This window comes from Archangium violaceum Cb vi76 (assembly GCF_000733295.1).
In the GTDB taxonomy this organism is placed as follows: Bacteria; Myxococcota; Myxococcia; order Myxococcales; family Myxococcaceae; genus Archangium; species Archangium violaceum.
This window is the reverse complement of the sequence record NZ_JPMI01000236.1, coordinates 1-24,689: the sequence shown is the minus strand read 5'-3', so window position 1 is coordinate 24,689 and position 24,689 is coordinate 1. Positions and strand designations below refer to the sequence as shown.

General features: G+C 71.6%; 20 protein-coding genes. 8 read left to right on the top strand and 12 right to left on the bottom strand.

Annotation, left to right across the window (positions count from 1 at the left end):
• On the bottom strand, positions 1-795 hold a 795-nt coding region (locus Q664_RS33040), incomplete at its 3' end, for a nucleotidyltransferase family protein (protein ID WP_200883800.1).
• On the bottom strand, positions 792-2,276 hold the full coding sequence (locus Q664_RS33035; RefSeq protein ID WP_043404673.1) for an MraY family glycosyltransferase: 1,485 nt from the start codon (positions 2,274-2,276) through the stop codon (positions 792-794). The genes Q664_RS33035 and Q664_RS33040, both read right to left, overlap by 4 nt.
• Positions 2,277-2,447: 171 nt before the next feature.
• Between Q664_RS33035 and Q664_RS33030 the strand changes: the two genes are divergently transcribed.
• On the top strand, positions 2,448-3,641 hold the full coding sequence (locus tag Q664_RS33030) for a glycosyltransferase family 4 protein (RefSeq protein WP_043404670.1): 1,194 nt from the start codon (positions 2,448-2,450) through the stop codon (positions 3,639-3,641).
• A 15-nt stretch (positions 3,642-3,656) separates the two neighbouring features.
• Here Q664_RS33030 and Q664_RS33025 read toward each other — a convergent pair whose 3' ends face one another.
• Entirely contained in the window at positions 3,657-4,523 is an 867-nt protein-coding gene (locus tag Q664_RS33025; RefSeq protein ID WP_043404667.1) for an FkbM family methyltransferase, read from the bottom strand.
• Positions 4,524-4,566: 43 nt separating this feature from the next.
• Positions 4,567-5,646, bottom strand: a complete 1,080-nt coding sequence (locus Q664_RS33020) for a polysaccharide pyruvyl transferase family protein (RefSeq protein ID WP_043404665.1) — start codon at positions 5,644-5,646, stop codon at positions 4,567-4,569.
• Positions 5,647-5,775: 129 nt separating this feature from the next.
• Here Q664_RS33020 and Q664_RS52990 point away from each other — a divergent pair, with 129 nt between their 5' ends.
• Positions 5,776-6,648, top strand: a complete 873-nt coding sequence (locus Q664_RS52990; RefSeq protein WP_052518972.1) for a class I SAM-dependent methyltransferase — start codon at positions 5,776-5,778, stop codon at positions 6,646-6,648.
• Here Q664_RS52990 and Q664_RS56700 read toward each other — a convergent pair.
• Together Q664_RS56700 and Q664_RS33005 are read right to left on the bottom strand one after the other, a co-directional pair.
• On the bottom strand, positions 6,629-7,825 hold the full coding sequence (locus tag Q664_RS56700; RefSeq protein ID WP_043404661.1) for a glycosyltransferase family 4 protein: 1,197 nt from the start codon (positions 7,823-7,825) through the stop codon (positions 6,629-6,631). The two genes, Q664_RS52990 and Q664_RS56700, sit on opposite strands and share 20 nt — an antisense overlap.
• Positions 7,822-9,348: a lipopolysaccharide biosynthesis protein gene (locus tag Q664_RS33005; protein ID WP_075207572.1), complete on the bottom strand. Its 1,527-nt coding sequence runs from the start codon at positions 9,346-9,348 to the stop codon at positions 7,822-7,824. The genes Q664_RS56700 and Q664_RS33005 overlap by 4 nt, the downstream gene beginning before the upstream one ends.
• A gap of 188 nt (positions 9,349-9,536) precedes the next feature.
• Between Q664_RS33005 and Q664_RS33000 the strand changes: the two genes are divergently transcribed.
• Genes Q664_RS33000 through Q664_RS32990 form a run of 3 tightly spaced genes read left to right on the top strand, consistent with a single transcriptional unit; the run spans position 9,537 to position 13,110 of the window.
• Positions 9,537-10,763, top strand: coding sequence for a glycosyltransferase family 4 protein (locus tag Q664_RS33000; protein WP_043404656.1), 1,227 nt, complete (start codon positions 9,537-9,539; stop codon positions 10,761-10,763).
• The gene (locus tag Q664_RS32995; protein WP_043404654.1) at positions 10,760-11,950 is read left to right on the top strand and encodes a glycosyltransferase family 4 protein; all 1,191 of its coding nucleotides are present in this window, start codon (positions 10,760-10,762) and stop codon (positions 11,948-11,950) included. The genes Q664_RS33000 and Q664_RS32995 overlap by 4 nt, the downstream gene beginning before the upstream one ends.
• A complete protein-coding gene (locus Q664_RS32990) occupies positions 11,947-13,110 on the top strand; it encodes a glycosyltransferase family 4 protein (protein ID WP_043404652.1) in 1,164 nt (387 codons plus the stop codon). Before Q664_RS32995 ends, Q664_RS32990 begins: the two co-directional genes overlap by 4 nt.
• Before the next feature lie 35 nt (positions 13,111-13,145).
• On the opposite strand, the gene Q664_RS32985 is transcribed toward Q664_RS32990, so the two are convergent.
• From Q664_RS32985 to Q664_RS32960, 6 genes are all read right to left on the bottom strand, one after another.
• Positions 13,146-14,051, bottom strand: coding sequence for a hypothetical protein (locus tag Q664_RS32985; RefSeq protein WP_152622472.1), 906 nt, complete (start codon positions 14,049-14,051; stop codon positions 13,146-13,148).
• A gap of 106 nt (positions 14,052-14,157) precedes the next feature.
• Positions 14,158-15,336 (bottom strand): glycosyltransferase, encoded by a 1,179-nt coding sequence (locus Q664_RS52985; RefSeq protein ID WP_052518970.1) that lies wholly within the window; start codon positions 15,334-15,336, stop codon positions 14,158-14,160.
• The gene (locus tag Q664_RS32975) at positions 15,333-16,481 is read right to left on the bottom strand and encodes a glycosyltransferase family 4 protein (protein ID WP_043404650.1); all 1,149 of its coding nucleotides are present in this window, start codon (positions 16,479-16,481) and stop codon (positions 15,333-15,335) included. The genes Q664_RS52985 and Q664_RS32975 overlap by 4 nt, the downstream gene beginning before the upstream one ends.
• 3 nt (positions 16,482-16,484) lie before the next feature.
• The gene (locus Q664_RS32970; protein WP_043404648.1) at positions 16,485-17,843 is read right to left on the bottom strand and encodes an O-antigen ligase family protein; all 1,359 of its coding nucleotides are present in this window, start codon (positions 17,841-17,843) and stop codon (positions 16,485-16,487) included.
• Positions 17,840-18,976, bottom strand: coding sequence for a glycosyltransferase (locus tag Q664_RS32965; protein WP_043404645.1), 1,137 nt, complete (start codon positions 18,974-18,976; stop codon positions 17,840-17,842). The genes Q664_RS32970 and Q664_RS32965 overlap by 4 nt, the downstream gene beginning before the upstream one ends.
• A 12-nt stretch (positions 18,977-18,988) precedes the next feature.
• Positions 18,989-21,187, bottom strand: coding sequence for a GumC family protein (locus tag Q664_RS32960; RefSeq protein ID WP_235216971.1), 2,199 nt, complete (start codon positions 21,185-21,187; stop codon positions 18,989-18,991).
• A 124-nt stretch (positions 21,188-21,311) separates the two neighbouring features.
• On the opposite strand from Q664_RS32960, the gene Q664_RS32955 reads away from it, so the two are divergent.
• Genes Q664_RS32955 through Q664_RS32945 form a run of 3 tightly spaced genes read left to right on the top strand, consistent with a single transcriptional unit; the run spans position 21,312 to position 24,576 of the window.
• Positions 21,312-22,661 carry a bifunctional glycosyltransferase/class I SAM-dependent methyltransferase gene (locus Q664_RS32955; protein ID WP_043404638.1) on the top strand — a complete coding sequence of 450 codons (1,350 nt, stop codon included), beginning with the start codon at positions 21,312-21,314 and terminating at the stop codon, positions 22,659-22,661.
• Entirely contained in the window at positions 22,658-23,005 is a 348-nt protein-coding gene (locus Q664_RS32950; protein WP_043404635.1) for a P-II family nitrogen regulator, read from the top strand. The genes Q664_RS32955 and Q664_RS32950 overlap by 4 nt, the downstream gene beginning before the upstream one ends.
• Positions 23,002-24,576, top strand: a complete 1,575-nt coding sequence (locus Q664_RS32945) for a hypothetical protein (RefSeq protein ID WP_052518968.1) — start codon at positions 23,002-23,004, stop codon at positions 24,574-24,576. The genes Q664_RS32950 and Q664_RS32945 overlap by 4 nt, the downstream gene beginning before the upstream one ends.
• Positions 24,577-24,689: the final 113 nt, after the last annotated feature.

The following is a 24,689-nucleotide window of genomic DNA, read 5'->3' as shown; positions in this document are numbered from 1 at the left end:
CGCCGCCTCCAGCGCGTACCAGGCCAGGTGCGGAAAGGCCGTCCCCCTCGCCACCTCCACCACCCGTTTCCAGTCCAGCCCCGGGCTCGCCAGTACCCGTAACTTCAAATCGAACAGCCACGCCAGCCGCTGCAACAGGTGGTTGCTCGCGTGGATCGCCAGGTACACGAGCTCGTCCTCCGCGCACAGGTAACGCACGCGCCGGCCCTCCAGCACCCCCTCCTCCGCGCGCGCCAGCAGCGCCTCCGCCTCCAGCGTCTGGCCGTACCCCACCAGCGCGCGGAAGTGCAGCTCCACCATCCCCGCCGCACCGGTGAACGTCAGGTGGTGCTCGTGCTCCCGCGCATGTGCCGCCGCCGCCTCGCCGAGCGGCCTCAACCCCAGTCCCACCAGGGCCCCCGACGCCACTCCCACTTCCGCGTCCGCCACCAGCAGATCCACATCCGTGGTGGCCCGCTGCAACGGCTCCGGGTACAGGCGCAGGCCCAGCCCGTACCCCTTGAGCAGCACCGGCACCACCCCCACCGCGGCCAGCGCGTCCAGGCTCCGCACCAGCAGCGCCTTCACCCGCATGCCCCGGGCCGCCTGGGCCAGGGCCTCGCGGCGCAGGTTCGTGCGCGCCGGCTCGCCCAGCGTCCACCCCGAGCGCCCCCATGCGTGCTGCACGAAGCCCGCGAGCCCATGCCGCGCCGCCGCGTGCGCCAGGGCCTCCACGTCCGTGGGCACGGCACCACGCGGCGCCTCGGGCCAGGCCCGGAGCACCTCCAACAGCCCTCCCGCGCCCTCGCCGCTCACCGGCGCAGCGCCACCACGCGCTGCGGATCCGCGTCCGCCCGCGCCAGCAGCTTCGCCGCCCGGTCTCCCACCGCGTCCGCCACCAGCTCCAACGCCAGCTCCTCGTCCCGGTTGATCTCCGAGCGCCCGTCACTCCAGGCAATCATGAGGCGGCCGAGCGTCTCGTCCCCGTTCTTCACCTCCAGGGCCACCGCCAGCGGCAACGCCGGGCCCGCGGGCCGATGGGTCTCGAAGGTGAGGCCATCCCGGTTGCCCTCACGCTGGCGCTCGAGGCGCAATTCCAGACGGGAGGCGTCGAGCGCGCCCGCCAGCGGGCGCACCGCGTCCCAGAGCTCCCTCATCCCGTTGCCAGCGCGCACCGCGTCCGTCACGTCCTTCACCAGCGAGCGCAGGCGGATGTTCTTGCGCCGCGCCGCCCCCATGTCACCGGCGTTCCGCAGGTCCAGGTAGCCCAGCTTGCGCATCAGCACCGCCACCACCACCGCCATGCCCGTGAGCAGCATGGCGCTCTGCGCGGTGTTGGCCCAGTGCAGGCCGAGCGCCGTCAGCGTGAAGAGCGCGCACAGGGCGTAGAGCACCAGCACCGCCCCGCGGTGGCTGAGCACCATGCGGCTCATCATCCGGTGGTGGATGTGCTCTCGGTCCGCGCTGAACATGGGCCGGCCGAGCACCGTGCGCCGCACCATGGCCAGCAGGGTGTCCATGATGGGCAGGCCCAGCGCCATCACCGGCACCAGCATGGCCACCGCCGTGCCGCTCTTGGCGCTCGTCTTGATGGAGACGGCCGCCAGCACGAAGCCCAGGAACATGCTGCCCGTGTCCCCCATGAAGATGGAGGCCGGGTTGAAGTTGAAGACGAGGAAGCCGAGGATGGCCCCCGCCAGCGCCGCCATCACCAGGCACAGCAGCACGTCGCCCCGGCTCAGCGCGAGGATGAAGTTGGTGCCCACCCCGAAGAAGGCCACTCCGCCCGCCAGCCCGTCCAGCCCGTCAATCAGGTTGAGCGCGTTGATGACGCCCACCACCCACAGCAGCGTGAAGGGCAGGCTCAGCAGCCCCAGCGGCACCGGCGGCCCGAAGGGGTTGGCGATCAGCTCGATGCGGAAGCCGAGCCAGTACAGTCCCAGGGCCAACAAGAGCTGCACGCTGAACTTCAGCTTCGCGCCCGCGCCGCGCAGGTCGTCGTAGAGGCCCAGCGCCGCGATTCCCAGCCCGCCCGCGAACAGGCCCCACACCAGCTCCGTGTGGAAGCGGAAGTGTTGACCCACCCCCGAGTCCACCAGGAAGAGCGCGCACAGGGGCGCGAAGAAGCCGCCCACGATGCCAATGCCCCCCAGGCGGGGGATGGGCCGCACGTGCACCTTGCGGCTGGAGTTGGCCTGGTCCAGCAGGCCCCACGCCAGCGCGCGGTTGCGCACCACCAGCGTCAGCACCAACGCCACCATCAGCGCGACGAGGAAGGCCACCAGATAGGTAATCATCTCTCGACCTCCACCCCCAGGGCCGCGCATGGTGGCGGGGCTGGCGCGGAGCGTCAATGTCCTCCGGTACCACCCTTCTGTTGCCTGCATGCTGGAGAAGCCAGCGGCCGATAACGCACACGCCTCGTCCCCGTCCTGTCGCACCGGAGTGGAATTGGGTAAGGGGAGCGGATGCACGGCGGAAGCACACACACACCGAGCACCGCGCTCGTCAGTGGTGCCGCGGCGGGCGCGGGAGGCATGGGCGTCCACGCGGCGTCCCTGCTGCGCGCGCTCTCCGGCCCGGGCGCGCCGCTGCATGTGCTCGGGCCTCCTCCCACCGACGCCCGGCTGGCCTCTCTCCCGGGCGTCGTCTGGCACACGCCTCCTCGCTCCCTGCTCGCGGCGGTGCGGCGCTGGACTCCCTACCGCTGGCTCACCGGAGCGCTCCAGCTCCACCTGGACGAGCACCTCGGACGGTGGGCCGCGGCCCGCCTGGAGCACCTGCGGCCCTCACGGCTGTACACCTTCACGCAGGTGGGGCTCGAGTCCCTCGAGTGGGCCCGGCGCGCGGGCGTGCCCTGTGTCGTCGACAATCCCAACGGGCACATCGCCGGCTTCCGGGACGTCTACGTCCGCGAGACGTGGCGTCAGGCCCTCCGCCCCCACCTGGGACACCCCACCCCCGCCGCCGTGCGCCGCATCCAACGCGAGTACGCGCTCGCCAACGCCATCCGCGTCTCCTCGCCCTGGTCCCGTGACTCCCTCGTCCGCCACGGCGTGCCCGAGGGCAAGGTCACCGTCATCGAGCTGCCCATCGACCTGGAGCGCTTCCAGCCTCCGCCCACGCGGCCCGCCGCCGAGGGGCCGCTGCGCGTGTGCTTCGTCGGCTCGCTGGACGTGCGCAAGGGCTTCCACCACCTGCTGCGCGCGGTGCGGCGGGTGGGCGCCGGGCGCGTCCAGCTCCACATCGTGGGCGCCACGGGAGACCGCGTGTCGCGGCGCCTCTTCCAGCGCGAGCGCCAGGGCCTCCAGGTGGAGGCGACGCCGGGAGACCCGCGCCCCGTCTACCAGCGCTCCGAGCTCTTCGTGCTGCCCTCGCTGGAGGACGGCTTCGGGCTCGTGGTGGGCGAGGCCATGGCGTGCGGGCTGCCCGTCGTCGTGACGGACCAGTGTGGCGCCGCCGCCTGGGTCGAGCCCGGCCGCACGGGCTGGGTCGTTCCCGCCGGACAACCGCACGCACTCGCCTCGGCGCTGGAGGACGCGCTCCGCCGCCGCGCCGAGCTGCCACACATGGGAGCGCGGGCACGCGCCGCCGTCGAGGCCCACGTGGCGGCGGACCCGCTGGCCCGGCTGCGCACGTGGTTCGAGTCCGTCACCCCCTGAGCGGAGCGCGTCTCCTCAGGGCAGCGTGCGGCCGAAGCTCGCGCCCACCACCTGATTCAGCCGCTCGGTGTCGCGCGAGAGCACGAGGTTCGCCTCGCAGTTGTTCCACATGTGGTCGTAGACCCACGGCTTGCCCAGGGGAATCAGCCGGCGCTGGTGGATCTCCCAACCATCGAAGCCCATGTCCACCAGGGCCTGCACCAGCTTGGAAGCGGAAGAGCCGGCCTGCTGGAGCGCCTCGGGAAACACCTCCACGAGGAGCACCATGCCGGGGTTGCGCTCCACCGTCCGCCGCATGCCCTGGAGCACGTTGTGCTCGTAGCCCTGGACGTCGATCTTCACCAGGCGGATGGCCCCATCGGGGATGTCCTTCACCGCCTCGTCCACGGTCGTGAGCGGCACCTCCTGCCCCGTGCCGCCCGTGCCCTCCCCCGCCACGCGATGGTCCCCATAGTTGTAGGGGTGGAGCGCCATGCGCACCGAGCCCATCCGGTTCCCCACCGCCATGTGGCGCGCGTCCACGTTCTCCGCGTGGTTGAGGCGCAGGTTCTCCCGCAGCAGCTCGTGGTTGTGCTGCTCCGGCTCGAAGGAGATGACCTTGCCTCGCGGCCCCACCCGCCGGCTCAGCGTCAGCGTGTGCAGGCCGATGTTGGCGCCGATGTCCAGGCACACCCCACCTTCCAGCTCCAGGTGCTCCAACAGGCGGCGGAACTCGGGCTCGTAGTCCCCCTCGACGTAGAGCAGGGTGCCGACGATCTCATCCCGGAGGTCCACCTTCATCTGGAAGTCCTGGACCCGGACCTGTACCTCGGGGCGCGTCCGGGAGAGGACGGGAATCACCACCCGGCGCTGGAGCGCCTTCATCCACCAGGTCATCCGCATGAGGCGGCTTATAGGCGTCCCCCCTGGGAGGGCTCAAGCCACCTCAAGGGGGAGTGAGCAGCTTGCGAACATACTCCTGGATGCTCCGCCGCCGTTCCAGGGCCCGCGCCAGGAGGGGCTCGCGCAGGCCATCCGCCTGCCCGGCCAGCTCCAGCGCGCGAGAGAAGATGTCCTGCTCCGGCACGCACAGGTCCACGTGCCAGTGCTCCAGCCCCAGCGAGGCCATGAAGTCGAGGCACTTCTCCCGGTAGCCCAGCATGAGCACGGGCGTGCCCGCGCAGCACGAGAGCACCGCGGCGTGCAGACGCACCGCGAGCGTGAGGGTGCACGGAGCGACGAGCCGCATGTACGCCTCGGCCGTCCTGGGCTCGTGGATGACGATGCCCTCCTGTCCGACCCTGGCCGCCAGACGGCGCAGGCTCTGGACATCCCACGCGTGCATGGCCACGAAGACGGGCTCCCAGCCCTGTGCCACGAAGTGACGGATGGCGCGCTCCAGCCCCTCCAGCCGCTCATCCGGGTAGCCCTCGGGCTCGCCGGGCGTCGTGTAGATGATGTTGACGGCGAACCGGCGCGGGAGCGCGGGCGGCTCGGCACGCTCTCGCGTGGACACCAGGGCGAGATCGCCAATCACCTCCACATGGGGAACGCCCAGCTCATCGAGCGTGGCCTTCGAGAGGGGGCCTCGCACGCCCACGGCCCGGAAGTCCCGCAGCAGCGCGCGCCACTCCAGCAGCTCCGGCCGGGCCTTCATGTGGAAGCCGGCACTGCCCACCCCCGTGCCCAACGTCCAGGCGGGCAGGCCCATCTCGAGCGCGGTCCGCGCGACGGGCAACCCATACGCGTTGATGAACGTCCCCCCACCGAGGATGAACTGCTGGAAGTACCGCGCGCCGGACAACCCCAGCCGCGCCAGACGCCGCTCCTGGGGAGGAAAGCGGAAGGTGGCGACGTGGTACCCGTCGAGCGCCTGCTGCGCGGCCTCGAAGAGCGCATCATCGCCGAGGTTGTGGGCGCCGTGGCCGCCCACGTAGGCCAGACGGGGCCGGCCCTCGAGCAGGGGGACGAGCCGCTTCTGGACGGCGCTGGCGTTGTCGCGGACGGCGGAGAGGAGGGAGCGCATACGGGAGCTGACCCTGTCCGTCCTGCCATATCCGCTCCGCCCGCGCGAGCACCATGAAAGCCTCGCTCCGCCCTGGAGGGGGGCGCACGGCTACTCGGTTGGGTACCGGAGCAGGTATCCTCGAGCCTCATGACGACGCCGACGTCTCGAGACCACCTGCTGGGCGTGCTGACGCGAGAGTTCGAGCAGGTGTACCTGACGGTGTGCGCACGGGGGTTCTCCGCCCTGGGGCGCACGAGCCCGAACCATCCCGTGGTGCGGGACGACGCGTGGCAACACCACCCGGCCTGGCCTCCCTCGTACGAGGCCCATGGCCGCTACCGCGTGCTGGACACGCTGCGCAAGGCGCGCGCGCTGCGGCCGGAGCGCGTGCTGGAGATCGCCACCGGTGGTGGCTTCACCGCGGCGTGCCTGTACGAGGAGGGGCGGGAAGTCGTCGCCAATGACCTGCAACCCACGCGGGAGCTCTTCGGCGCGTGGACCACCGGGGAGCGGCTGCGATGGGAGGCCGGTGACTTCTTCGCGCTCGACCCGGAGCGGCTGGGCACGTTCGACCTGGTGCTGGCGTGCGAGGTCATCGAGCACGTGGCCCATGGAGACCGGATGCTCGCCCACCTGCGCCGCTTCCTCCGGCCCGGTGGGACGCTGATGCTGACGACGCCCAACGGCGCGTACTTCCGCTCGAAGCTGCCCACGCACTCGCAGGTGGAGGACTTCACCGCGCTCGAATCCCAGCAGTTCAAGCCCGACGCGGACGGACACCTCTTCCTCTATACGGCCGAGGAGCTGGAGCGGCTGTGCCGCGCGGCCGGCTTCACCCAGGTGGACATCGAGCTGTCGGTGACGCCCTTCCTCTCGGGACACGCCGGGGTGCGCCTGCTGCCCTCGCGGCCAGCGCTGGGGCGGGTGTACCTCGCGCTCGACACGTGGGTGCGGCGCATGGGCCCCGCCGCGCGCGAGCGGCTGTGCACCCAGATGCTCGTCACCGCCCGGGTGCCTTGAGACGCTCGCACAGCGCGTTGACGTGGGCGTCGGCATCGAAGCGCCGGGCCATGTGCCAGGCGCCCTCGCGCAACCGTGCATGATGGCCCGCGTCGGCGAGCGCCCGGACGATGGCACCCGTGAGGCCCTCGGACGTGGGCGGGTTTCCCGGCGCCAGCTCACCGGACACGCCCGGCTCGCACCAGTCGGGGATGCCGCCCACCGCGAAGGCCACCGAGGGAAGACCCACGCCGCCCGCCTCCACGCCCACCATGCCGAAGGGCTCGGGCCAGACGCTGGGCACCGCGAGCAGGTCCGCCCGCCGCATCAACACCTCCCGCTCCGCCCGGTCCACCCAGCCCACGAAGCGCACCGGCACGCGCCGCACCGCCGCCTCCGACTCCATGCGCGGGCGCTCCGGTCCATCCCCGGCCACCACCAGCTCCAGCTCGCGGCCCAGCGCCTCACGGGCCCCGGGCAGCGCGCGCACCAGCTCCACCCCGCCCTTCAGCTCCGTGAGCCGCCCCACCATCAACACCTGGCCGGAGGGGGGCCGTGGCGCGGGAGGCCCGGGGTCCGGCGCCCCATCTCCGAAGAGCGGCACACACACCACCTGGGAGGCGGAGAGCCCATGCCGCAGGTACTCCTCGCGCATGGCCCGGCTGCCCACCAGCACCGTGCCGTAGCGGCGGGCGAGCGCGAGGCGGCGCTGCTGGTAGCGGTACTCGCGCAGGGCGGTGAGCGGGCTGCGTCCCCCACAGCGGCGCGGCAGGTAGTGCACGAGGCACCCGGGGCCGAGCACGCGCTGGCAGGGCACGGGCCGGGGGAAGGCATGGCGCTTCATCCCGCTGATGCACGTGCCGTAATACGCATGGAGGAAGAGCAGCGCCGGGTAGCGCTCCAACAGCGACTCCTCCAGGCGGAGATCCTGCACGCCGTGCTGGTAGACGCGCTCGGGCCGCCATGCCGCCACGGCCTCGAGAGCCCCCTGGCGCCCGAGCGCGGCGGTGCTCCACACGGGAATGCCGAGCCCCTCGTCGAGGCGCGCCTGCCCGGGAGCGGCGTCGTGCTCGACGAGGAGCGCGACGGAGTGGCCCCGGGCCTGGAGGAGCGGCAGCAGCGTGCGCAGGTGGGACTCCACTCCGCCCACCACGGCGCGGTGCCGCGCGACGAGGAGGATGCGCGAACCGTGGCTCATACCGTCCCGGGGGGTTTGGAGGGAGACAGGCGCGCGGTGAGCGCGTTCCACCGGGGCCGCACGTAGGACTCCAGCGGCGCGACGAAGGCCACGGGGCCCACCAGGAATCCGTACAACAGCGCGGAGGCGATGCCCACCGTGAGGAAGCCCACCAGGTGCCCCGGGGCCCACGCGAGCGACAACAGCGTGGCGAGCACCAGCGTCACCCCGGTGCGCCAGAACCAGGGGAAGAGCGGCCGGAGCATCTGTCGCGGGGACACACCGGAGTGACGCGCGAGCGCGCGCAGGTGGCCCGGGAGGCTCACCAGCACCAGGCCCGCGAGCGTCCCGAGCGGCGCGCCGATGAAGCCGAGGAGCCACAGGCCCACCGAGCCCACCCCGAGGGCCACCACCCCATCCGCCAACGAGGTGAGGGCGATGCGGCGCTCGTCCCCGAAGGCGAAGGTGGCCATGGCGGTGGCGCCGCTCCAGTGACGCAGCAGCATGTTGAGGGCGATGAGCCCGGAGACGCCGAGCCCCAGGTACTTGTCCGGGCCCACCCACCAGCCCACGAAGGCGCCATTGGCGGCCACCACGCCGGTGGTGAGCAGGCCACTGATGAGCAGCGAGGCCTGCACGAGGCTGGTGCATACCTGCAACAGGCGCTCACGGGACTCGCCCGTCCGCATCTGGCTGAGGCCGGGCAGCGCGGCGTTCACCAGCATGCGCGGCTGGTGGATGAGGATGGACACCGCCTTGGACGTGCACGCGTAGGCGACGGTGGCCTCGGGGCCGAGCAGCTTGCCCACCAGCAGCAGGTCCGTGCCGGTGAGGAGCACGGTGGCCAGCTGGTTGACGGTGACCCACGCGCCCCGGCGCAGCCAGCCGAGCACCTCGGCGCGCTCGAGCCGGGGCAGCCGCCGGGGCAGCACGTGCCGGTGGCGCCACACGAGCCGCACGCCCGCCAGCGCCGCCTGGAGCAGTTGCTGGACGATCCACCCCCACGCGAGCGACACCACGCCATGGCCGAGCAGCACCAGCCCCACCGTGGTGCCCGTGCCCACCACCCAGCCCACCATCTGCGCGACGGAGAGCCAGGCCAGGTCCTGCAGGCCCTCGAGGAGCGCGGACAGCATGCGCAGGGGATAGAGGAGGACGAACGCGAACAGCGTGGGACCCAGGGCCGGGCGCAAGGCCTCCCAGTCCGCGGGCAGGAGCCACCACAGGCCGAGCGCCGCCGCTCCGACGAGCAGCGACTGCATCAGCGCCAGCCGCAGGGTGAAGCCCACCAGACGCGGCGTGGCCTCGGGGCCGTCCGCGCGGCCCGTGGCGCTGGCGACCTCCCGGGGCACCAGGGCGATGACGCCCACGTCCAGCAGCAACAGCCAGTTGAGCAGCTGGAAGCCGACGAGCCACAGGCCGTACTGCTCGGAGCCGAGGCGCTCCAGCAGGAATCGGGTCAGGAAGAGCCCGACCCCCATGGTGAGGAGCTGGTAGGCGTAACCCACCCCCATGCCACGGAGATAGCGGCGTGTTCGGCTCATAAGAAGGACGCCCCAGAAGGACGCCCCATCCTGCCATCGCCCGCGCGGGAGTGCGCCCACTCCGTCTGGAATGACGCCGGAGCCCCCGCCTCCCGGGCGGCCAGGCGGTACCCCGGGCCTGTTCCCCACCCGGCATGGACGAATCGGCGCCTTGACCTGGCCGGTCCACCTCTGGTGGGTTCCGCCGGGTGCGGTTGCTCTTCCTCAGTCCGGTGGGGGTGGTGGGTGGAGCGGAACGGACGCTCCTGGACCTGCTGGACTGCCTGCGCCGTGCACCCGAGGCCCCCTGGCTCGGCCTCATCGCCGGAGCGGAGGGGCCGCTGACGGAGCAGGCCCGGGCCCTGGGGGTGGAAACGCTCGCCCTGCCCCTGTCCGCCGCGCTCGCCTCGTTGGGGGACTCGCAACTGCGCGGCGCGGGAGCCGGGCGCTCCCTGCGCTTCGGCACCACCCTGGCCCGCGCCACTCCGGCCGCGGCGGCCCACCTGCTCGCCCTGCAACGCGCCCTGCGGCGCTTCCGTCCCACCCTCGTCCACTCCAACGGCCTCAAGACGCACCTGCTCTCCGCCCTCTGCGCCCCGGGCGCCCCCGTGGTGTGGCACCTCCATGACTTCCTCGGCGAGCGGCCCCTGCTGCGGCGCGTGCTGCGTCTGGCCGGGGTGCGCGCGGCGGCGGCCATCGCCAACTCGGCGGCGGTGGCGGAGGACGCCCGGCACGTGCTCGGCCGCGTCCCCGTGCACCCGGTTCACAACGGCGTGGACACGGAGCGCTTCTCTCCCGGCCCCGCCAGCGGTGGATGGCTCGACACGCTCGCGGGCCTGCCCCCGGCGCCCGAGGACACGGTGCGGCTCGGCCTGGTGGCCACCTACGCGCGCTGGAAGGGACAGGAGGTGTTCCTCCAGGCGGCGGCGCGCCTGCGGGCCCTGCACCCCTCGCACGCGGTGCGCTTCTACGTGGTGGGCAGCCCCGTGTACCGCACGCCCGGCTCGCAGTACGCGGAGGCGGAGTTGCGCGCCACCGCGCACGCGCTGGGCCTGGAGGCGCACGTGGGCTTCATCCCCTTCCAGTCCGAGCCCGCCCCCATCTACCGGGCGCTCGACGGGGTGGTGCACGCCAGCACCCGGCCGGAGCCCTTCGGGATGACCATCGTCGAGGCCATGTCCTGCGCCCGGGCGGTGGTGGTGTCCGCGGCGGGCGGAGCCGCGGAGCTCGTTCGTCCCGGACATGACGCCCTGGCCTTCACCCCCGGGGACGTGGAGGGGCTCGCCGGAGCGATGGCACGGCTCGTCCGCGAGCCGGAGCTGCGCGCGCGGCTGGGACAGGAAGCACGGCGTTCGGTGCTCGCACGCTTCACCCGCGAGCGCTACGCCGCCCAGGTCCAGGACGTCTACGCGCGGGTGCTGGGAGGGCGGGCATGAGCGGGGGATACGCGGACGCACTCGGCGTCTCCTGGCACCTGCTCACCGGCGAGTTCCCCCCACGGCCCGGCGGGGTGAGCGACTACACGTGGCAGGTGGCCGAGGGGCTCGCGCGCGAGGGCTGTGCCGTCCATGTCTGGGCCCCGGGCGACCCACGGGAGACGCTGGCCCCCGAGGGCGTCACCGTGCACCGGCTGCCCGAGGGCTACGGGGTGCGCGGCCTGAAGCGGCTGGAGCAGGAGCTGGAGCGGCTGCCCGGTCCGAAACGGCTGGTGGTGCAGTACGTGCCCCACGCCTTCGGCTACAAGGCGATGAACGTCCCCTTCGCGCTGTGGCTCGCGCGGCGCCGGGAGGACGAGGTGTGGATGTTCTTCCACGAGGTCTGCTTCCCCTGGGGCTGGAAGCTGCCGTGGCGCCACAACGTGCTGGGTGCCGTCACCCGGGCCATGGCGGCGCTCGTCCTGGCACGGGCGGACCGGGTCTTCGTCTCCACGCCGTGGTGGAACAGGCTCCTCCACGCGCCCCCTCGCCGCGTGCCCATCGAATGGCTGCCCGTGCCGAGCAACCTGCCCACACAACCCCCCCTGAGCGCCGTGGAGTCCCGCCGCGCCGCGTTACGCCCCAGCCCGGACACCGTGCTCATCGGCCACCTGGGGACGTATGGAGCGCTCATCACGGGACTGTTGGAGGAGGTGCTGCCCGCGCTGCTCCACCAGGACGCACGCCGCCGGGTGGTACTGGCGGGCCGGGGCAGCATGCACTTCGCCACGCGACTCACCGGCCGCCACCCGGAGCTCGCCGGACGCGTGCGGGCACTGGGAGGCCTGCCCGGGGACGAGCTCGCCGCCACGTTGAAGGCCTGCGACGTGCTCGTGCAGCCCTTCCCCGATGGGCTCAGCACGCGCCGGGGCAGCGCCATGGCCGGGTTGGGGCTGGGCGTGCCGCTGGTGTCCAACGCGGGCCCCGCCACCGAAGCACCCTGGCGGGACTCCGGCGCGCTCGCCCTGGCGCCCGAGCCCACGGCCGCCTCCGTCCTCGAGACGGCCGAGGCCCTGCTGTCAACCCCCGGCTCCTGGCCCTCCCTGGGCCGGCGCGCGGCCGATTTCTACGTGGAGAACTTCTCGCTCGCGCATACGCTGGACGTGCTGTGGAACCGCGTCCGCGCGCGCGGGGTGGAGGACACATGAGCGACACCAGCAGTCCCTTGCGTCTGGCGTTGCTGATGGACCCGCTCGACGAGGGCTGGCCGAGCATGGATCTCGCGGGCGAGGCGCTGCACGAGCAGTTCCACGGCCCGTTGGCGGACAGGGTGTGGGTGACGTCGGTGCGGCCGAAGCTGGTCCCCGTGGCGCGGCGGCTGCCCGTGCTGCGCGAGCGCCGGGAAGCAATCAACGTGGACCGGGTGCTGACGCGCTTCCTCACCTACCCGGCCCGGGTGGCGTTGCGCACACGTGGCCAGGACGCCTGGCACGTGGTGGATCATACGTACGCGCAGCTCGTGCACACGCTGCCGCCCGGGCGCGCGGGCGTGTACTGCCATGACCTGGATGCCTTCCGCAGCATCCTGGAGCCCTGGCGGGAGCCACGGCCGGCGTGGTTCCGGGCCATGGCGTGGGCCGCGCTGAAGGGGCTGCAACGGGCGGCGGTGGTGTTCCACGGCACCCTCGCGGTGCGCGACGAGTTGCTCCGTCACGGCGTGGTGCCTCCGGAGCGGCTGGTGCACGCCCCGCTGGGCGTCTCGTCCGAATACGGGCCCGAGCCGCTCCCCGGAGACACCAGCGACGAGGTGCTGCGTCCACTCGGCGGCCGCCCCTACGTGTTGCACGTGGGCAGTGGGATTCCGCGCAAGCGCCTGGACGTGCTCCTCGAGGTTTTCGCCGCACTGCGCCGCCGGCACCCGGAGCTGCGCCTGGTGCAGCAGGGGGCGGAGCTCGACGACGCGCGGCGGGCCCAGGTGGCGCGGCTCGGCATCGGGGACGCGCTGCTCCAACCTCCGAAGCTGGACAGGGCGACCCTCGCGGGGCTGTACCGGAAGGCGCGGGCGGTGCTGGTGACGAGCGAGGCCGAGGGCTTCGGACTCCCCGTCATCGAGGCCATGGCCTGCGGGACGCCCGTGGTGGCGAGCGAGCTGCCCGTGCTGCGCGAGGTGGGCGGAGACGCCATCCGCTACGCGCCCGTGGGAGACGTGGGCGCCTGGACGGAGGCGGTGCACGGGCTGGTGGAGTCACCGGAGCCCGGCGCGGCCCGGAGCCAGCGCATCGCCCGCGGGCGCGGCTACTCCTGGACGAACCACGCGCGCACCATCCTCGACACCTACCAACGGCTCGCGGCGTCCTCCAGCCGTTGACTCCGGCCGAAGGACGCCGCGGACCGCGAGGAGCTTCAGGGAGCGGCGTTCACGACCGACGTGCCCGCGAAGCCGATGGAGGCATCCCAGAGATTCGCGGGGCTCCCGGTCTCGAAGGGCCGGAAGAGAGGATAGCCCTCGGCGTCCATCAGCCCCGTGAAGGGGAACGAGCCCGGGTACAGCTCGAACCGGATGTCGGCCTCGAGATTTTCGATGCGCCCACCGCCGAAATCCACCATGCCACTCCCAGACCGCAGCAAGGTGAAGGAGAACATCGAGCCCTCCAGGGACGCGGCGACGCGCTCCAGGTGCTCGGAAGGAATCCCTCCGAACTGGACGGTGACGGGGCTGGTGTGCACGGTTGTCACCCCAAAACCATCCCGGCCGGTCGAGAACGACTCGAAGCTGATGAGGAAGGGCACGTCCTTGCCCACCAGCTCGCCGTAGGGGTCCACGTCGGGCCCCGAGCCATTGCTCACCTCGACACGGATGGTTCCGGCGAGCCACCCGCCGCTGTCCACGTGGATGCCCACGTCCGCGGTGCCATCCCCGGGCAGCTTGAACATGAAGCGCACCTGGGTCGCCACGTCCTTCTTCACGGTGAAGGTCAGGGGGTTGGGAGACAGCAGCGTGGCCGGCACGGGCGTTCCGGGCGCATCCGCGCGCTCCATCGTCCAGCCGCTGGCGAGCTGGATGGTGTAGGAGCCGGCCTGGAGCGGCACCTGAACCGTGTCCGCCGCCGTGTCCGTGACGGTGACAGTCTGCGTCCCGGTGATGTTGAACGTCGCGCCCACCAACCGGTACACCGTGCCGCTCGGGGTCGTCGAGGTCAGCGGCAGTTGCAGCGTGCCCGCCTCCTGCGGCTCCACAGTGAAGGTTCCCCCACCACAAGCCACCACAACGAGCGCGAGCACACTCGCGCCAAGCTTCAGCAATCGCATGACGAGTCCTTTCAGGAACAAGACGCGCTTTGTTTAGAAAAGCGGACAGCTTCCTGTCAAAGAAGGGGGGGGAGGGATTTCCCATACGCCGCGTATGGGCGGGAACTCACCGCCGGGAAGCGAGCTCTTCCTCGACCAGCGCGGCGAAGCCGTCGAAGCAGCGCGAGGCCTCGAAACGCTCCCGAACCATCCGCCGTCCCTGACGGGCCAGGGCGAGGAAATGCTCGGGCTCGTCCATGACGCGGGCCAGGGCGTCGGCGAGCGCGCGAGGGGCGCGCACCGGAACGCTGAGACCCGTCTCCCCATCGTGGATCGTCTCCCGCAGCCCGCCCACGGCGGTGGCCACCACGGGCACCTCACACGCCAGCGCCTCGAGCGGAGAGAAGCCGAGCCCCTCCTCCAGCGACACCTGCGCGCACACGTCCGAGGCCTGGTAGTACGCGGGCAGCTCGTGCACGGGGTCCACCGCGTCACGGGTGAGGGTGCGGTCTCCCAGGCCCCGCTCGAGCGCGAGCTGCTTCAACCGCTGGTGTCCACCGCTCAGGTTGAGCATCCAGAAGGAACGTCCCGAGGCCTTCAACAGGGCGCAGGCATCCAGGAGCGACTCGGTGTCCTTCTCCGGAGCCACGCGGCTGGAGAAGAAGATGAGGAAGCCCTCCTCGGGCAGGCCGAGCCTCACGCGCAGCCGCCGCTTCTCCTCGGGAGGCACCGGCCGGAAGCGCGAGGTGTCCACGCCGTACAGCGGCACCACGCGCACCTTCTCCCTCCGTCCGTAGGACACCTGTCCGCCCAGGTAGTCACTGAGGACGAGGTAGCGGTGGCCCAGCAGCGCGTTGCCGGCGCGTGCCGCCTCCAACAACGTGCGCCCGGCGAGGTAGGCCGGAAGCCCCAGCTCCCCCCGCTCATAGCGGCAATGGAAGTAGGCGATGTTGGGACTGCAGATGAGCATGAAGGTGGGCACCCGCGTGAGGCCCCGGCAGGCATTGGCGGCCAGCGCGGCCACGCCCGCGTTCTGCGCCAGCACCGCATCCAGCTCCGCGCGGTGGCGCACGAGCCACGCACCCACGAACGCGGCGAAGGCCACGCGCCCGGCCGGACCTTCGATGATGCGGACCGGCTCGGAGCCCTCGTCCTTCCAGTTGATGGTGCGCGGCCCGAAGGCGGGACGCAGCAACAGCGTCAGCTCGAAGCGCTGCTTCAGCCCCGTCACCAGCCGCACATCGGTGCCGCTCTCGCAGATGAACACCAACCGGCGGCGGGGGCCGGCGGAGACGGACGCGCTCACGGGACTCCTCCCAGGGGGACGCTCTCGACACAGGAGACGAACCGCTCGGCCATGTACCGCCAATCCTCACGGCGCAGCGGCTCGGAGACGGCGGGCAGCTCGGCACGGACGGACTCGCGCCGGGAAGCCCAGCCCACGAGCGCCTCGGCCAACGCATGGGCATCCTCCGGGTCCTCCAACAGCAGCGGGTGCAACGCGGGCGGATAGCGCTCGGCCACGCCCGCGCCGCGGCTGACGAAGGCGGGCAGGCCCGTGCACAGCGCCTCGACGACGCCCAGCCCATAGGACTCGTAACGCGTGGGCGCCACCAGCGCGTCACACCCGGCCAGCAGACGGGCCACGTCGGTGCGGAAGCCGAGGAAATGGATGGAGGAAAGTCCCTCGGCACGCGCCCGCTCGCGCCAGGCCGGCAGCTCCGCCCCGCTCCCCATCACCACCAACACGCCGTCCCAGGTGCCCCTCCGGTGCAGCTCCGCCCAGGCCTTGTAGACGGTGTCGAAACCCTTGCGCCTGTCCCCCAGCGCCCCCACGAAGGCCACCACCGGCTGCTCCGGACGCCAGCCCTGCCCGGCACGCACCGCCTCGCGCTCGGAAGCGGAGGGAGGACGGAAGCGCTCGCCCTCGATGCCACAGTAGACGACGCGGATGCGTCCGGCCGGTACGCCCAGGCGCCGCAGGTCCTCCGCCGTCCGGTGGGAGTTGGCGATGAAGAGACGCGCCCGCGAGAAGGCGGCGCGCTCGGCGCGCAGGTAGCCCTCGTGGACGAGTCTCCGGGCGAACGGGCGCCAGCCCCGGGCCTCGAAGTCGGGCGTGTACGCCGCGTGGACGTAGTGCACCCAGTTGACGTCGCCCCAGAGACAGTTGCCGCCATTCACCACCACGCGAGCCCCCCGCGTGCTCAGGCGGCGGGCCCAATGGCGGCCGACGGCGTCCAGCACGGGAGAACCCAGGGCCACCGAGCCCGCGGGCTTGGGGGCGGCATGCCAGTGCGTGCCCGCCAGCGCCAGGAGCTCCTCGGAGGCGGAGTGGGCCACCACGTGCACCTCGTCACCCCGGAGGGAGAGGTACTCGGCCAGCGCGAGATGCGCGCGGTCCATCGCCCCGCGCCGCCCCACGTCTCCAGTCACCAGCAGCCACGTCCCCACCGTCTACCTCGCCTCCAATGCCAGACCTCCGGACGGGGCCGGGGGCGAAGGCTTCACGACCACGGCCCGGGCCACGGGCGCGGGACGCCGGGTGCCCACGACGATGCCCATCCACAACAGTAGCAGGGCGGTGCCCGGAATGGAGGAGAGCAGGCCCGTGCCGATGATGGCCGTCCCCCACACCACCAGCACCGTGGCCCACATCATCCGCTCAGCCACGAGTGAGCCTCCCTTGCGGCGCGGCGGCAACCGCGTGAAGAGCCAGCCGAGGAAGAGCACCCACAGCACCAGCCCGATGAGGCCCTGCTCCATCGCGATGCGGCCGAACTCGTTCTCCAGGCCGTGCTGGGGCCTGGCGAGGTCCATCAGGAAGAAGGGGATGCTCGTCCCGCCCGCGCTGCCCAACCCGTTGCCCAGCGGGTACTGGGTGAGGACGTCGAGCATGCTGGTGTTCACGCTCCAGGACACGCGCTCGGTGACGTAGTCGGTGTCCTCCAGCGAGAGGAAGCGCTGGAAACGGGGGCTGCTCAGGACGATGAAGCCCACCACCACCGCCAGCCCCGCGATGCTCGCCAGCATCCGCCACGACAGGCCCACGACGAGCACCACCAACCCGAGGATGCCCAGGAGTTGCACCACCGGGCTGCGCGCCGCGCACAGGAAGATGCCCAGCAGGCTGGCCACCAGCGCCACCGCCGTGAGGACGCGGCTGGAGGGCCGGCGCTGCCAGCGGCGCACCAGCAGCGGCAGCGACAGCAGCATGGTGCCCCCATACGCGTGCCCGGTGTTGAAGATGGCGGGGATGCGCAGCGCGCGCTCCGCGCCCACGTCATTGGACATGTAGATCAAATAGGTGACGGCGTTGCGCGGGAAGAACGCCTCCACCCCCAGGCGCAACTCCAGCAACGCGAAGAGGAAGGCCACGAGGTTGAGCCCCAGCACCCAATCGCCCAGGGAATCCACCTCCTCCCCGGTCAGCTGCGCGCCAATGGCAATCAATGGCAGCAGCAGGATGGCCACGCGCAGGCCCACCAACTGGATGAAGAAGTGCTGTGAGTCGAAGAGCGGCGACAGCACCATGGTGAACAGCGGCCACACCATCAACACGCGCACCCAGAGCCGCAACACCTGGCCGTCATGGCCGTAGCGCATCTTCCGCTTCCGGCGCAGGAGGATGGCCAGGTAGAGGCCCGCCACGGCACCGTCGAACATGAAGTGCGAGAACCCATCCGGGAAGCGGGCCCGGAGGATGCCGTAGAAGTAGCCCACCAGCAGCACCGCGCCCAGCCCGTGGCCGAGGCTCCGCCGCGTGGCCAGCCACGCCCCGGCGATGGACAGGAGCGTCAGGACGAGGCCGATCATCCCCTCGCCCTCCGCGCGTCCAGGACCTCCCGGTAGATGGAGAGCACGCGCTCGCCCATGCGGGCCTGGGTGAACTCGGCCAGCACGCGCGCGCGGCCCGCCTCGCCCCAGGCCCGCCGCTGCTCCGGGTGCGCCAGCATCCGCCGCATGGCCGCGGCCAGTGCCGCCTCGTCCCCCGGCGGCACGGTGAGGCCACTCTCCTCGTGACGGCTGACGAAGGGCACCCCCGAGTCCAGCGCGGTGTTGATGACGGGCAGCCCACACGCCAGGGCCTCCAACTGCACCAGCGCGAAGGCCTCGGCGCGGGTGACGGAGGACAACACGAAGGCATCACACGCGAAGTAGAGCGCGAGCAGCTCCTCGTCTCCCAGGTTCCCGAGGAAGTGCACGCGCCCGGCCACCCCGCACGCACGGGCCAGCGCCTCCAGCTCCGCGCGCAGCGGCCCCTCGCCCACCAGCAACAGGTGCGCGCCCTCCACCTCGCGCAGCGCGCGGATGGCGTGGTCGAACCCCTTGTAATAGACGAGCCGCCCCACCCCCATCAGCAGCGGAGCCCCACCGTAGCGGGCGCGCACGGCCGAGGCCGCCGCCTCGCGCTCGGGCGTGCGGACGAAGCGCGACACGTCGATGCCGAAGGGCACCACGTGGCACCGGTCCCGGTGCGGCCGCAGCGCCTCGGACGTCTCCACGTAGTTGGGCGAGCCCACCAGGATGGCGTCCGCGCGCGCCAGCGCCCGCTGCATGAAGGGCCCGTACACCTTGAGCAGCCGTTTCTGGCGCACCACGTCGCTGTGGTAGGTGATGACGAGCCCATGCCGCCGGGGCCGCACACTGCCCAGGTACCCCATCACCGCCATGGGGTGCGGGAAGTGCATGTGCAGCAACTCGTACCGGCGCCGCGACAGCTCCAGTGGCAGCGTGGGGTTGAGCGAGGTGGAGGCCACCTTCACCAGCTCGGCGCAGCGGGTGACGGGCACGCCGTGCACCACCTCGCGCACGGTGCGCGGCTCCGTGTTGGAGACGAGCACCTCCAGCCGCACGCGGCCCTTGAGCTCCTCGCACAGCCCCGAGAGGTGCGTCTCCATGCCGCCCCGGTAGGGCGCGTAGTACTTGCCCAGCTGGAGGACCTTCATCACCGGGCCTCCTCAGGAGGCGGAACGCTGCTCGTCCCGCTCGTTGCCGTAGCCCCGGTAGCCATAGCCATAACTCTCGCCGCCGTACCTGCCGCCCTTGAGGTCCACGTGGTTGAGCAGCGCGCCGATGACACGGGCCTTCACGTCGCGCAGCGAGCGGATGGCCCGCTTCGCCTGCTCGCGCTGGGTGGTGCCCGCCTTGAGCACCAGCAGGATGCCGTCCGTCTGCTTGGAGAGGACGAGCGCGTCCGACACGGGCCCCAGCGGCGGGCTGTCCAACAGGACGCAGTCGAAGCGCTCGCGCAACTTGCCGAGCAGCTCGGAGAAGGCGCGCGTGTGGAGCAGCTCCGCGGGGTTGGGCGGCAGCGGCCCGCAGGGCAGCACGAAGAGGTTGGGCACGTCCGTGGACTTGATGGCGCCTTCCAGCGAGCCCTCGCCCACCACCAGCGAGCTGACGCCCATGTCGTCGGGCACGCCGAAGGCCCGGTGCAGGCGCGGCCGGCGCATGTCCGTGTCCATCAGCAGCACGCGCGAGCCCGTCTGCGCCATCACCATGCCCAGGTTGATGACGACGGTGGACTTGCCCTCGGAGGGCCCGGCCGAGCTCACCACCACCGTGCGGAAGGGCTTGTCCGGCGACATGAAGAGCAGGTTGGTGCGGATGGCCCGGCACATCTCCGCCGCCTGCGAGCGCGGGTGGCGGTGGATGTACAGGTCCGCCGGCCCCCCATCATCGGGCTTGAGCGGCGGCATGGCGCCGATGAAGGCCAGCCCCAGCCGCTCCTCCACGTCCGCGCGGCTGGCCACGCTCGCGTCGAGCAGCTCCAGGCCCAGCGCCACCGCCACGCCTCCCATCAGCCCCAGCAGGAAGAAGAGCATGAAGGCGCTGCGGGTGTTGGGCCGCACCGGCACCGGGTTGGGCAGCGCCGCGTCCAGCACACGCACGTTGCTGGTGCGCAACTGGCCCGACAGCTCCAGCTCCTTGAAGCGCTTGAGGACCATCTCGTACAGCCGCTGGTCGTTCTCCGCCTCGCGCCGCAGCTTCTGGTAGGCGATCTCCTTCTCCGTCAGCGCGAAGGCCTCGGCCTTGGCCTGCTCCACCCGCTCCAGCAGCGTGCGCTCGTTGGCCTTGACCGCCGCCAGGTCCGTCTCCGCGCCCTTCACCAGGTTCTCCAGGCTGCGCCGCAGCTCCTGCTGCAACACGGCCAGCTTCCCCTGGCACTCCTGCATCTTCGGGTGCTCCGGCAGGTAGCGCTCGGACAGCTCCACGCACTGGGTGCGCTGCTCCAGCACCTTGTCGCGCAGGTCTCTCAGCGCCCCCTCGTTGGCCGCGGAGAGGCCCTCGGCCCAGTGCTCCGCGTCGGGGCTCGCGCTCTTGCGCAGCTGGCGCATGGCGTCCACCCGCGCCTGCACCGCCGCCATCTTCGTGCGCACGGCGATGAGCTCCGTCATGTAGCTGTCGTAGGCCAGCTTCGCCGTGCTCGGCTGCTGCTGCCCGTCCTTGCCCGGGGCGGACAGCGACAGCACGTCCGCGCCGCGCTTGAACTTGTACAGGTCCAGCTCGCTGGTGCCGGCGCGCGAGCCCAGCTCGCCCATGCGCTCCTCGAGCCACACGCTGGCGCCCTCGGTCGTCTTCAGCCGGAGGGCCAGGTTCTCCGCGATGTAGGCGTCCGCGACCTCGTTGGCCAGCAGCGCCGCGCGCTTGGGGTCCACGTCCTCCACGGCGATGCGCACCACGCGCGAGTTGGCCGAGGGAATGACGGTGATGCGCGAGCGCACCATGGCCACCGGGTCCGCCGCGGCCATGGCCTTCTTGCGCGCCTCCTCGTCCTGGATGCCCGCCACCCCGAGGAAGGCCGCGTCGTTGCGCAGGCCCAGCCGGTCCACCACCCGCGACGACACCGCCCGCGAGGTGATGACCTCGCTCTGTGTCTGGTAGTACTCCTTGTTCGCCCAGTAGTTGCCGCGCTCGTCGCCCATGACCTCCTTCACCTCGGTGTCGAGCACCCGGGGCGCGGCGACGTCGATGATGAGCGAAGTGTTGGCCGTGTAGATTTTCGGCTGGCGAAGGGTGTGGAACAGGCCCACCAGCATCACCACGGCCATGACGCCGAGGATGAGCCACTTGCGGCGCCAGACCGCGTGGACGTATTGCATCACGTCCAGCGACGGCTCGGGGGCCTCGGGGGCTTCGTTCGAAGTCTCTTCCACAGCGGGTCAGACTGCCCCGGGGAGCCTGGGGGGTCAATCTTCACGGACTCGCTCGCAAGCCCTCCTGCCACGCGGTGCACACGCGCACGAGCACCCACGCCCGGCGTGTGGTAGTCACCCGGGCGTGAGCCAGTCCCTCTCGTTCGTCATTCCCTTCACCCCCGCGTCCGCCGCGGACGCCTCCCGCTTCGCCCACAACCTCGCCGCGCGCGGCACCGAGGTCATCCTCGCCGGGGACGGGCCGGTGGATGCGCCCTCCAGGCCCCACGTGCACGTGCTCTCCGGGCTGTCCGGGAAGGGAGCGGCCATCCGGGCGGCGCTCGGCCGGGTGACGGGCGACATCACCGTCCTGCAGGACGCGGACGCGGCCTACTCGCTGGAGGCCTGCGAGGCGCTGTGCCGGCCCATCCGCGAGGACGCCGCGGACGCCGTCTTCGGCAGCCGGCGGGTGCCGAAGCTGGACGCGGAGCAACTGGCGGACAAGGCCCTGGGGCACGTCACCCGCTTCGTCACGGACGTGTCGCTGGAGGATCCGCTCTGCGGCCAGCGCGCCTTCCGCACCGAGGCGCTCAAGTCCGTGTCGCTCACCAGCGACGACGAGTCGGTGGACGCGGAGATCGTCGTGAAGCTGTCGGCGCAGCTCTACCGGCTTGCGGAAGTGCCGGTGACGCTGGACGCGGCGCCGCGCCGGCCGCTGGGCGCGCAGCTCGCGCGGCTGCGCACGCTCATGCGCTACGCCACGGTGGCGAACGACGCGGACAACCAGCACGAGGGCTACACCACGCTGGAGCGCATGGACGGCGCCAACAACTACAACGCGTGGCTGGGCCAGCGCTTCAGCGAGCACCTGGGCCGGCGCGTGCTGGAGATCGGCGCGGGCATCGGCACCATCACCGAGAAGCTGGAGCCGGGGCTGGAGCTGCTCATCGCGCTCGAGGTGGACCGCTTCTACGTGGACCGGCTGAAGAACAAGTTCCGGGGCCGGCCGCACGTGCGCCCGTACCTGTCGGACGTGGCTCTCGCCGACTGGGAGTCCCTCAAGGCCGAGCGGCTGGACACCATCGTGCTGTCCAACGTGCTGGAGCACATTCCGGACGATGCCTCGGCGGTGCGCCGCTTCCGCCAGATTCTGCCCGTGGGCGGCAAGGTGGTGGTGCTGGTGCCGGCGCTGCCGCAGCTCTTCGGCTCCATCGACGAGGCGGTGGGGCACCACCGGCGCTACACCCCCGAGGCCCTGCGCCAGGTGCTGGAGGGCAACGGCTTCGAGGTGGAGACGCTGGAGTGGATGAACCTGGTGGGCATTCCGGGCTGGTTCATGAACAGCCGGGTGATGCGCCGCCGCTCGGTGCCGAAGCTGCAGCTCAAGGTGTACGACCGGATCGCTCCGCTCTTGGCGAAGGCCGAGAGTCAGGTGAAGCTGCCGGTGGGAATGAGCCTCTTCGCGGTGGCGCGCGCCACTGGAGGTGCCGGGTGAAGAAGATCGAAGCCATCATCAAGCCGTTCAAGCTGGACGACGTGAAGGACGCCCTCCACGAGGTGGGCGTGCACGGGCTGACCGCGGTGGAGGTGAAGGGCTTCGGCCGGCAGAAGGGTCACACGGAGCTCTACAAGGGCGCCGAGTACGTGGTGGACTTCCTGCCCAAGGTGAAGGTGGAGGTGGTGGTGGACGACGAGATGGTGACGCGCGTGGTGGACGCCATCGTGCGCGCGGCCCGCTCGGGCTCCGAGGGGAAGATTGGAGACGGGAAGATCTTCGTCCTGCCGGTGGACGAGGCCGTGCGCATCCGCACGGGGGAACGGGGTAGCGACGCGCTGTGAGATACGCGGTGCTGGTGGCGCTGTACGTGCTGCTGTTCCCGTACCACCCGGGTCTGCGCTCGCCCAACGAACTGTGCCGCCTGTGGCAGACGCGGGCGCTGGTGGAGTACGGGACGCTGGACATCAACCGGGCGTTGAAGGACTTCGGTCATGTCGGCGACCTGTCGGTGAAGGACGGGCGCTACTACCCGTCCAAGGCGCCGTTGTTGTCCTTCGCCGCGGTGCCCGTGTACGCGGTGCTGCGGGCGTGGAGCGGCGGCTTCCTGTACGCGGTGCGCGAGGTACCGCTCGTCTTCTTCAGCCGGCTCTTCCTCACGGTGCTGCCCACGCTGGGGATGCTGTGGCTGGTGCGCCGCTTCCTGGGGACGTACGTGTCCGCGGCGGTGGCGGACGCGGTGACGGTGACGTACGGGCTGGGCTCGCTGGCGTTCAGCTACTCGCTGCTCTTCATGAGCCACCAGACGACGGCGGTGTTGCTGTTCGGCGGCTTCTACGCGCTGTGGCGGCTGGCGCGCGGCGAGTGGCGTGAGCGGGGCTACCTGGTCGCCGGAGCCTGCGCGGGTGCCACGGTGGCCGCCGAGTACACGGGCGCGCTGGGCGTGCTGGGGCTGCTGCTGTACGCGGTGCTGACGGTGCTGTGGCGCGAGGAGCCCCTGCGTGAGCGGTGGGTGCGCCTGGGCCGGGGCGCCGGGCTGGCGACGTTGGGGGCGCTGCCCTTCGTGGTGGGGCTGATGCTGTACCACCAGGCGGCCTTCGGACACCCGCTGGAGAGCGGGTACAAGCACCTCAACGACGCGGCCTACCAGCCGTGGCACCTGGGAGGCTTCCTGGGCATCCGCTACCCGGACCCGCGTGCCCTCTTCCTGTCCTTCTTCTCGCCGCTGCGCGGGCTGTTCACCCTGTCGCCCTTCCTGCTGCTCGCGTTGCCGGGCATGTGGGTGCTGCGGCGCGAGGCCCGCGGCAATGGGGAGATGCGGGCGCACCTGTGGCTCGTGGTGGCGCTGCTCGCCGGGTACACGTACTTCACGTCCTCCTTCTCGTATGACTCGTGGGGCTGGACGACGGGGCCTCGCCACCTGACGGGGCTGGTGCCCTTCCTGCTGCTGCCCGCGGCCCTGGTGCTGGAGCGGCTGAGGACCTCGGGCCACCCGGTGCTCGCGGGCGCGGCCGCGGCGCTGTGCACCGCCTCCATCGTGTTCACGGGCCTGGCCACCTTCGTCAACTACGTGCCCGATGACGTGTCCAACGTGGTCCTCGGACTGGCCGTGCCTCTCTTGAAGGCGGGCTATCAGCCTCCCAATGCGCTCAATCTCCTCGGCGTCTCCAATCCAGAGGCTGGGGTGCTGCTGCTGTGCCTGCTGCTCGGCCTGGCGGTCTGGGTCTTCGTGCGGCTGGGGCTGAGCGGAACGGGCCGGGCGGCGACGCCGCCGCTGCTCGCGGGACTGGCGACGCTCGCGCTGTTGGCGGGCGTGCAGACCGCGACGGTGAAGCATCATGGCCCGGATCAGGGGGCGGTAGGATTCCTCGAGAAGGTGTGGCTCGTGCCGCCGGGCCGGAGCCTGGATTTCTAGCTCCCCAATTTCCCCTCGCCCTCCGGGAGAGGGACGGGGTGAGGGTGCCTCGAATCCCGGGTTGAACCCCCTGTCCACACTGGGGACCGTGGGTTGAAGAACAGGGACGGGCA

Bases quoted from the DNA above. Each gene is read 5' to 3' on its own strand.
- Q664_RS33035 (WP_043404673.1), bottom strand. From the start codon at position 2,276: ATGATTACCTATCTGGTGGCCTTCCTCGTCGCGCTGATGGTGGCGTTG.
- Q664_RS33030 (WP_043404670.1), top strand. From the start codon at position 2,448: ATGCACGGCGGAAGCACACACACACCGAGCACCGCGCTCGTCAGTGGT.
- Q664_RS33025 (WP_043404667.1), bottom strand. From the start codon at position 4,523: ATGCGGATGACCTGGTGGATGAAGGCGCTCCAGCGCCGGGTGGTGATT.
- Q664_RS33020 (WP_043404665.1), bottom strand. From the start codon at position 5,646: ATGCGCTCCCTCCTCTCCGCCGTCCGCGACAACGCCAGCGCCGTCCAG.
- Q664_RS52990 (WP_052518972.1), top strand. From the start codon at position 5,776: ATGACGACGCCGACGTCTCGAGACCACCTGCTGGGCGTGCTGACGCGA.
- Q664_RS56700 (WP_043404661.1), bottom strand. From the start codon at position 7,825: ATGAGCCACGGTTCGCGCATCCTCCTCGTCGCGCGGCACCGCGCCGTG.
- Q664_RS33005 (WP_075207572.1), bottom strand. From the start codon at position 9,348: ATGAGCCGAACACGCCGCTATCTCCGTGGCATGGGGGTGGGTTACGCC.
- Q664_RS32995 (WP_043404654.1), top strand. From the start codon at position 10,760: ATGAGCGGGGGATACGCGGACGCACTCGGCGTCTCCTGGCACCTGCTC.
- Q664_RS32990 (WP_043404652.1), top strand. From the start codon at position 11,947: ATGAGCGACACCAGCAGTCCCTTGCGTCTGGCGTTGCTGATGGACCCG.
- Q664_RS32985 (WP_152622472.1), bottom strand. From the start codon at position 14,051: ATGCGATTGCTGAAGCTTGGCGCGAGTGTGCTCGCGCTCGTTGTGGTG.
- Q664_RS32970 (WP_043404648.1), bottom strand. From the start codon at position 17,843: ATGATCGGCCTCGTCCTGACGCTCCTGTCCATCGCCGGGGCGTGGCTG.
- Q664_RS32965 (WP_043404645.1), bottom strand. From the start codon at position 18,976: ATGAAGGTCCTCCAGCTGGGCAAGTACTACGCGCCCTACCGGGGCGGC.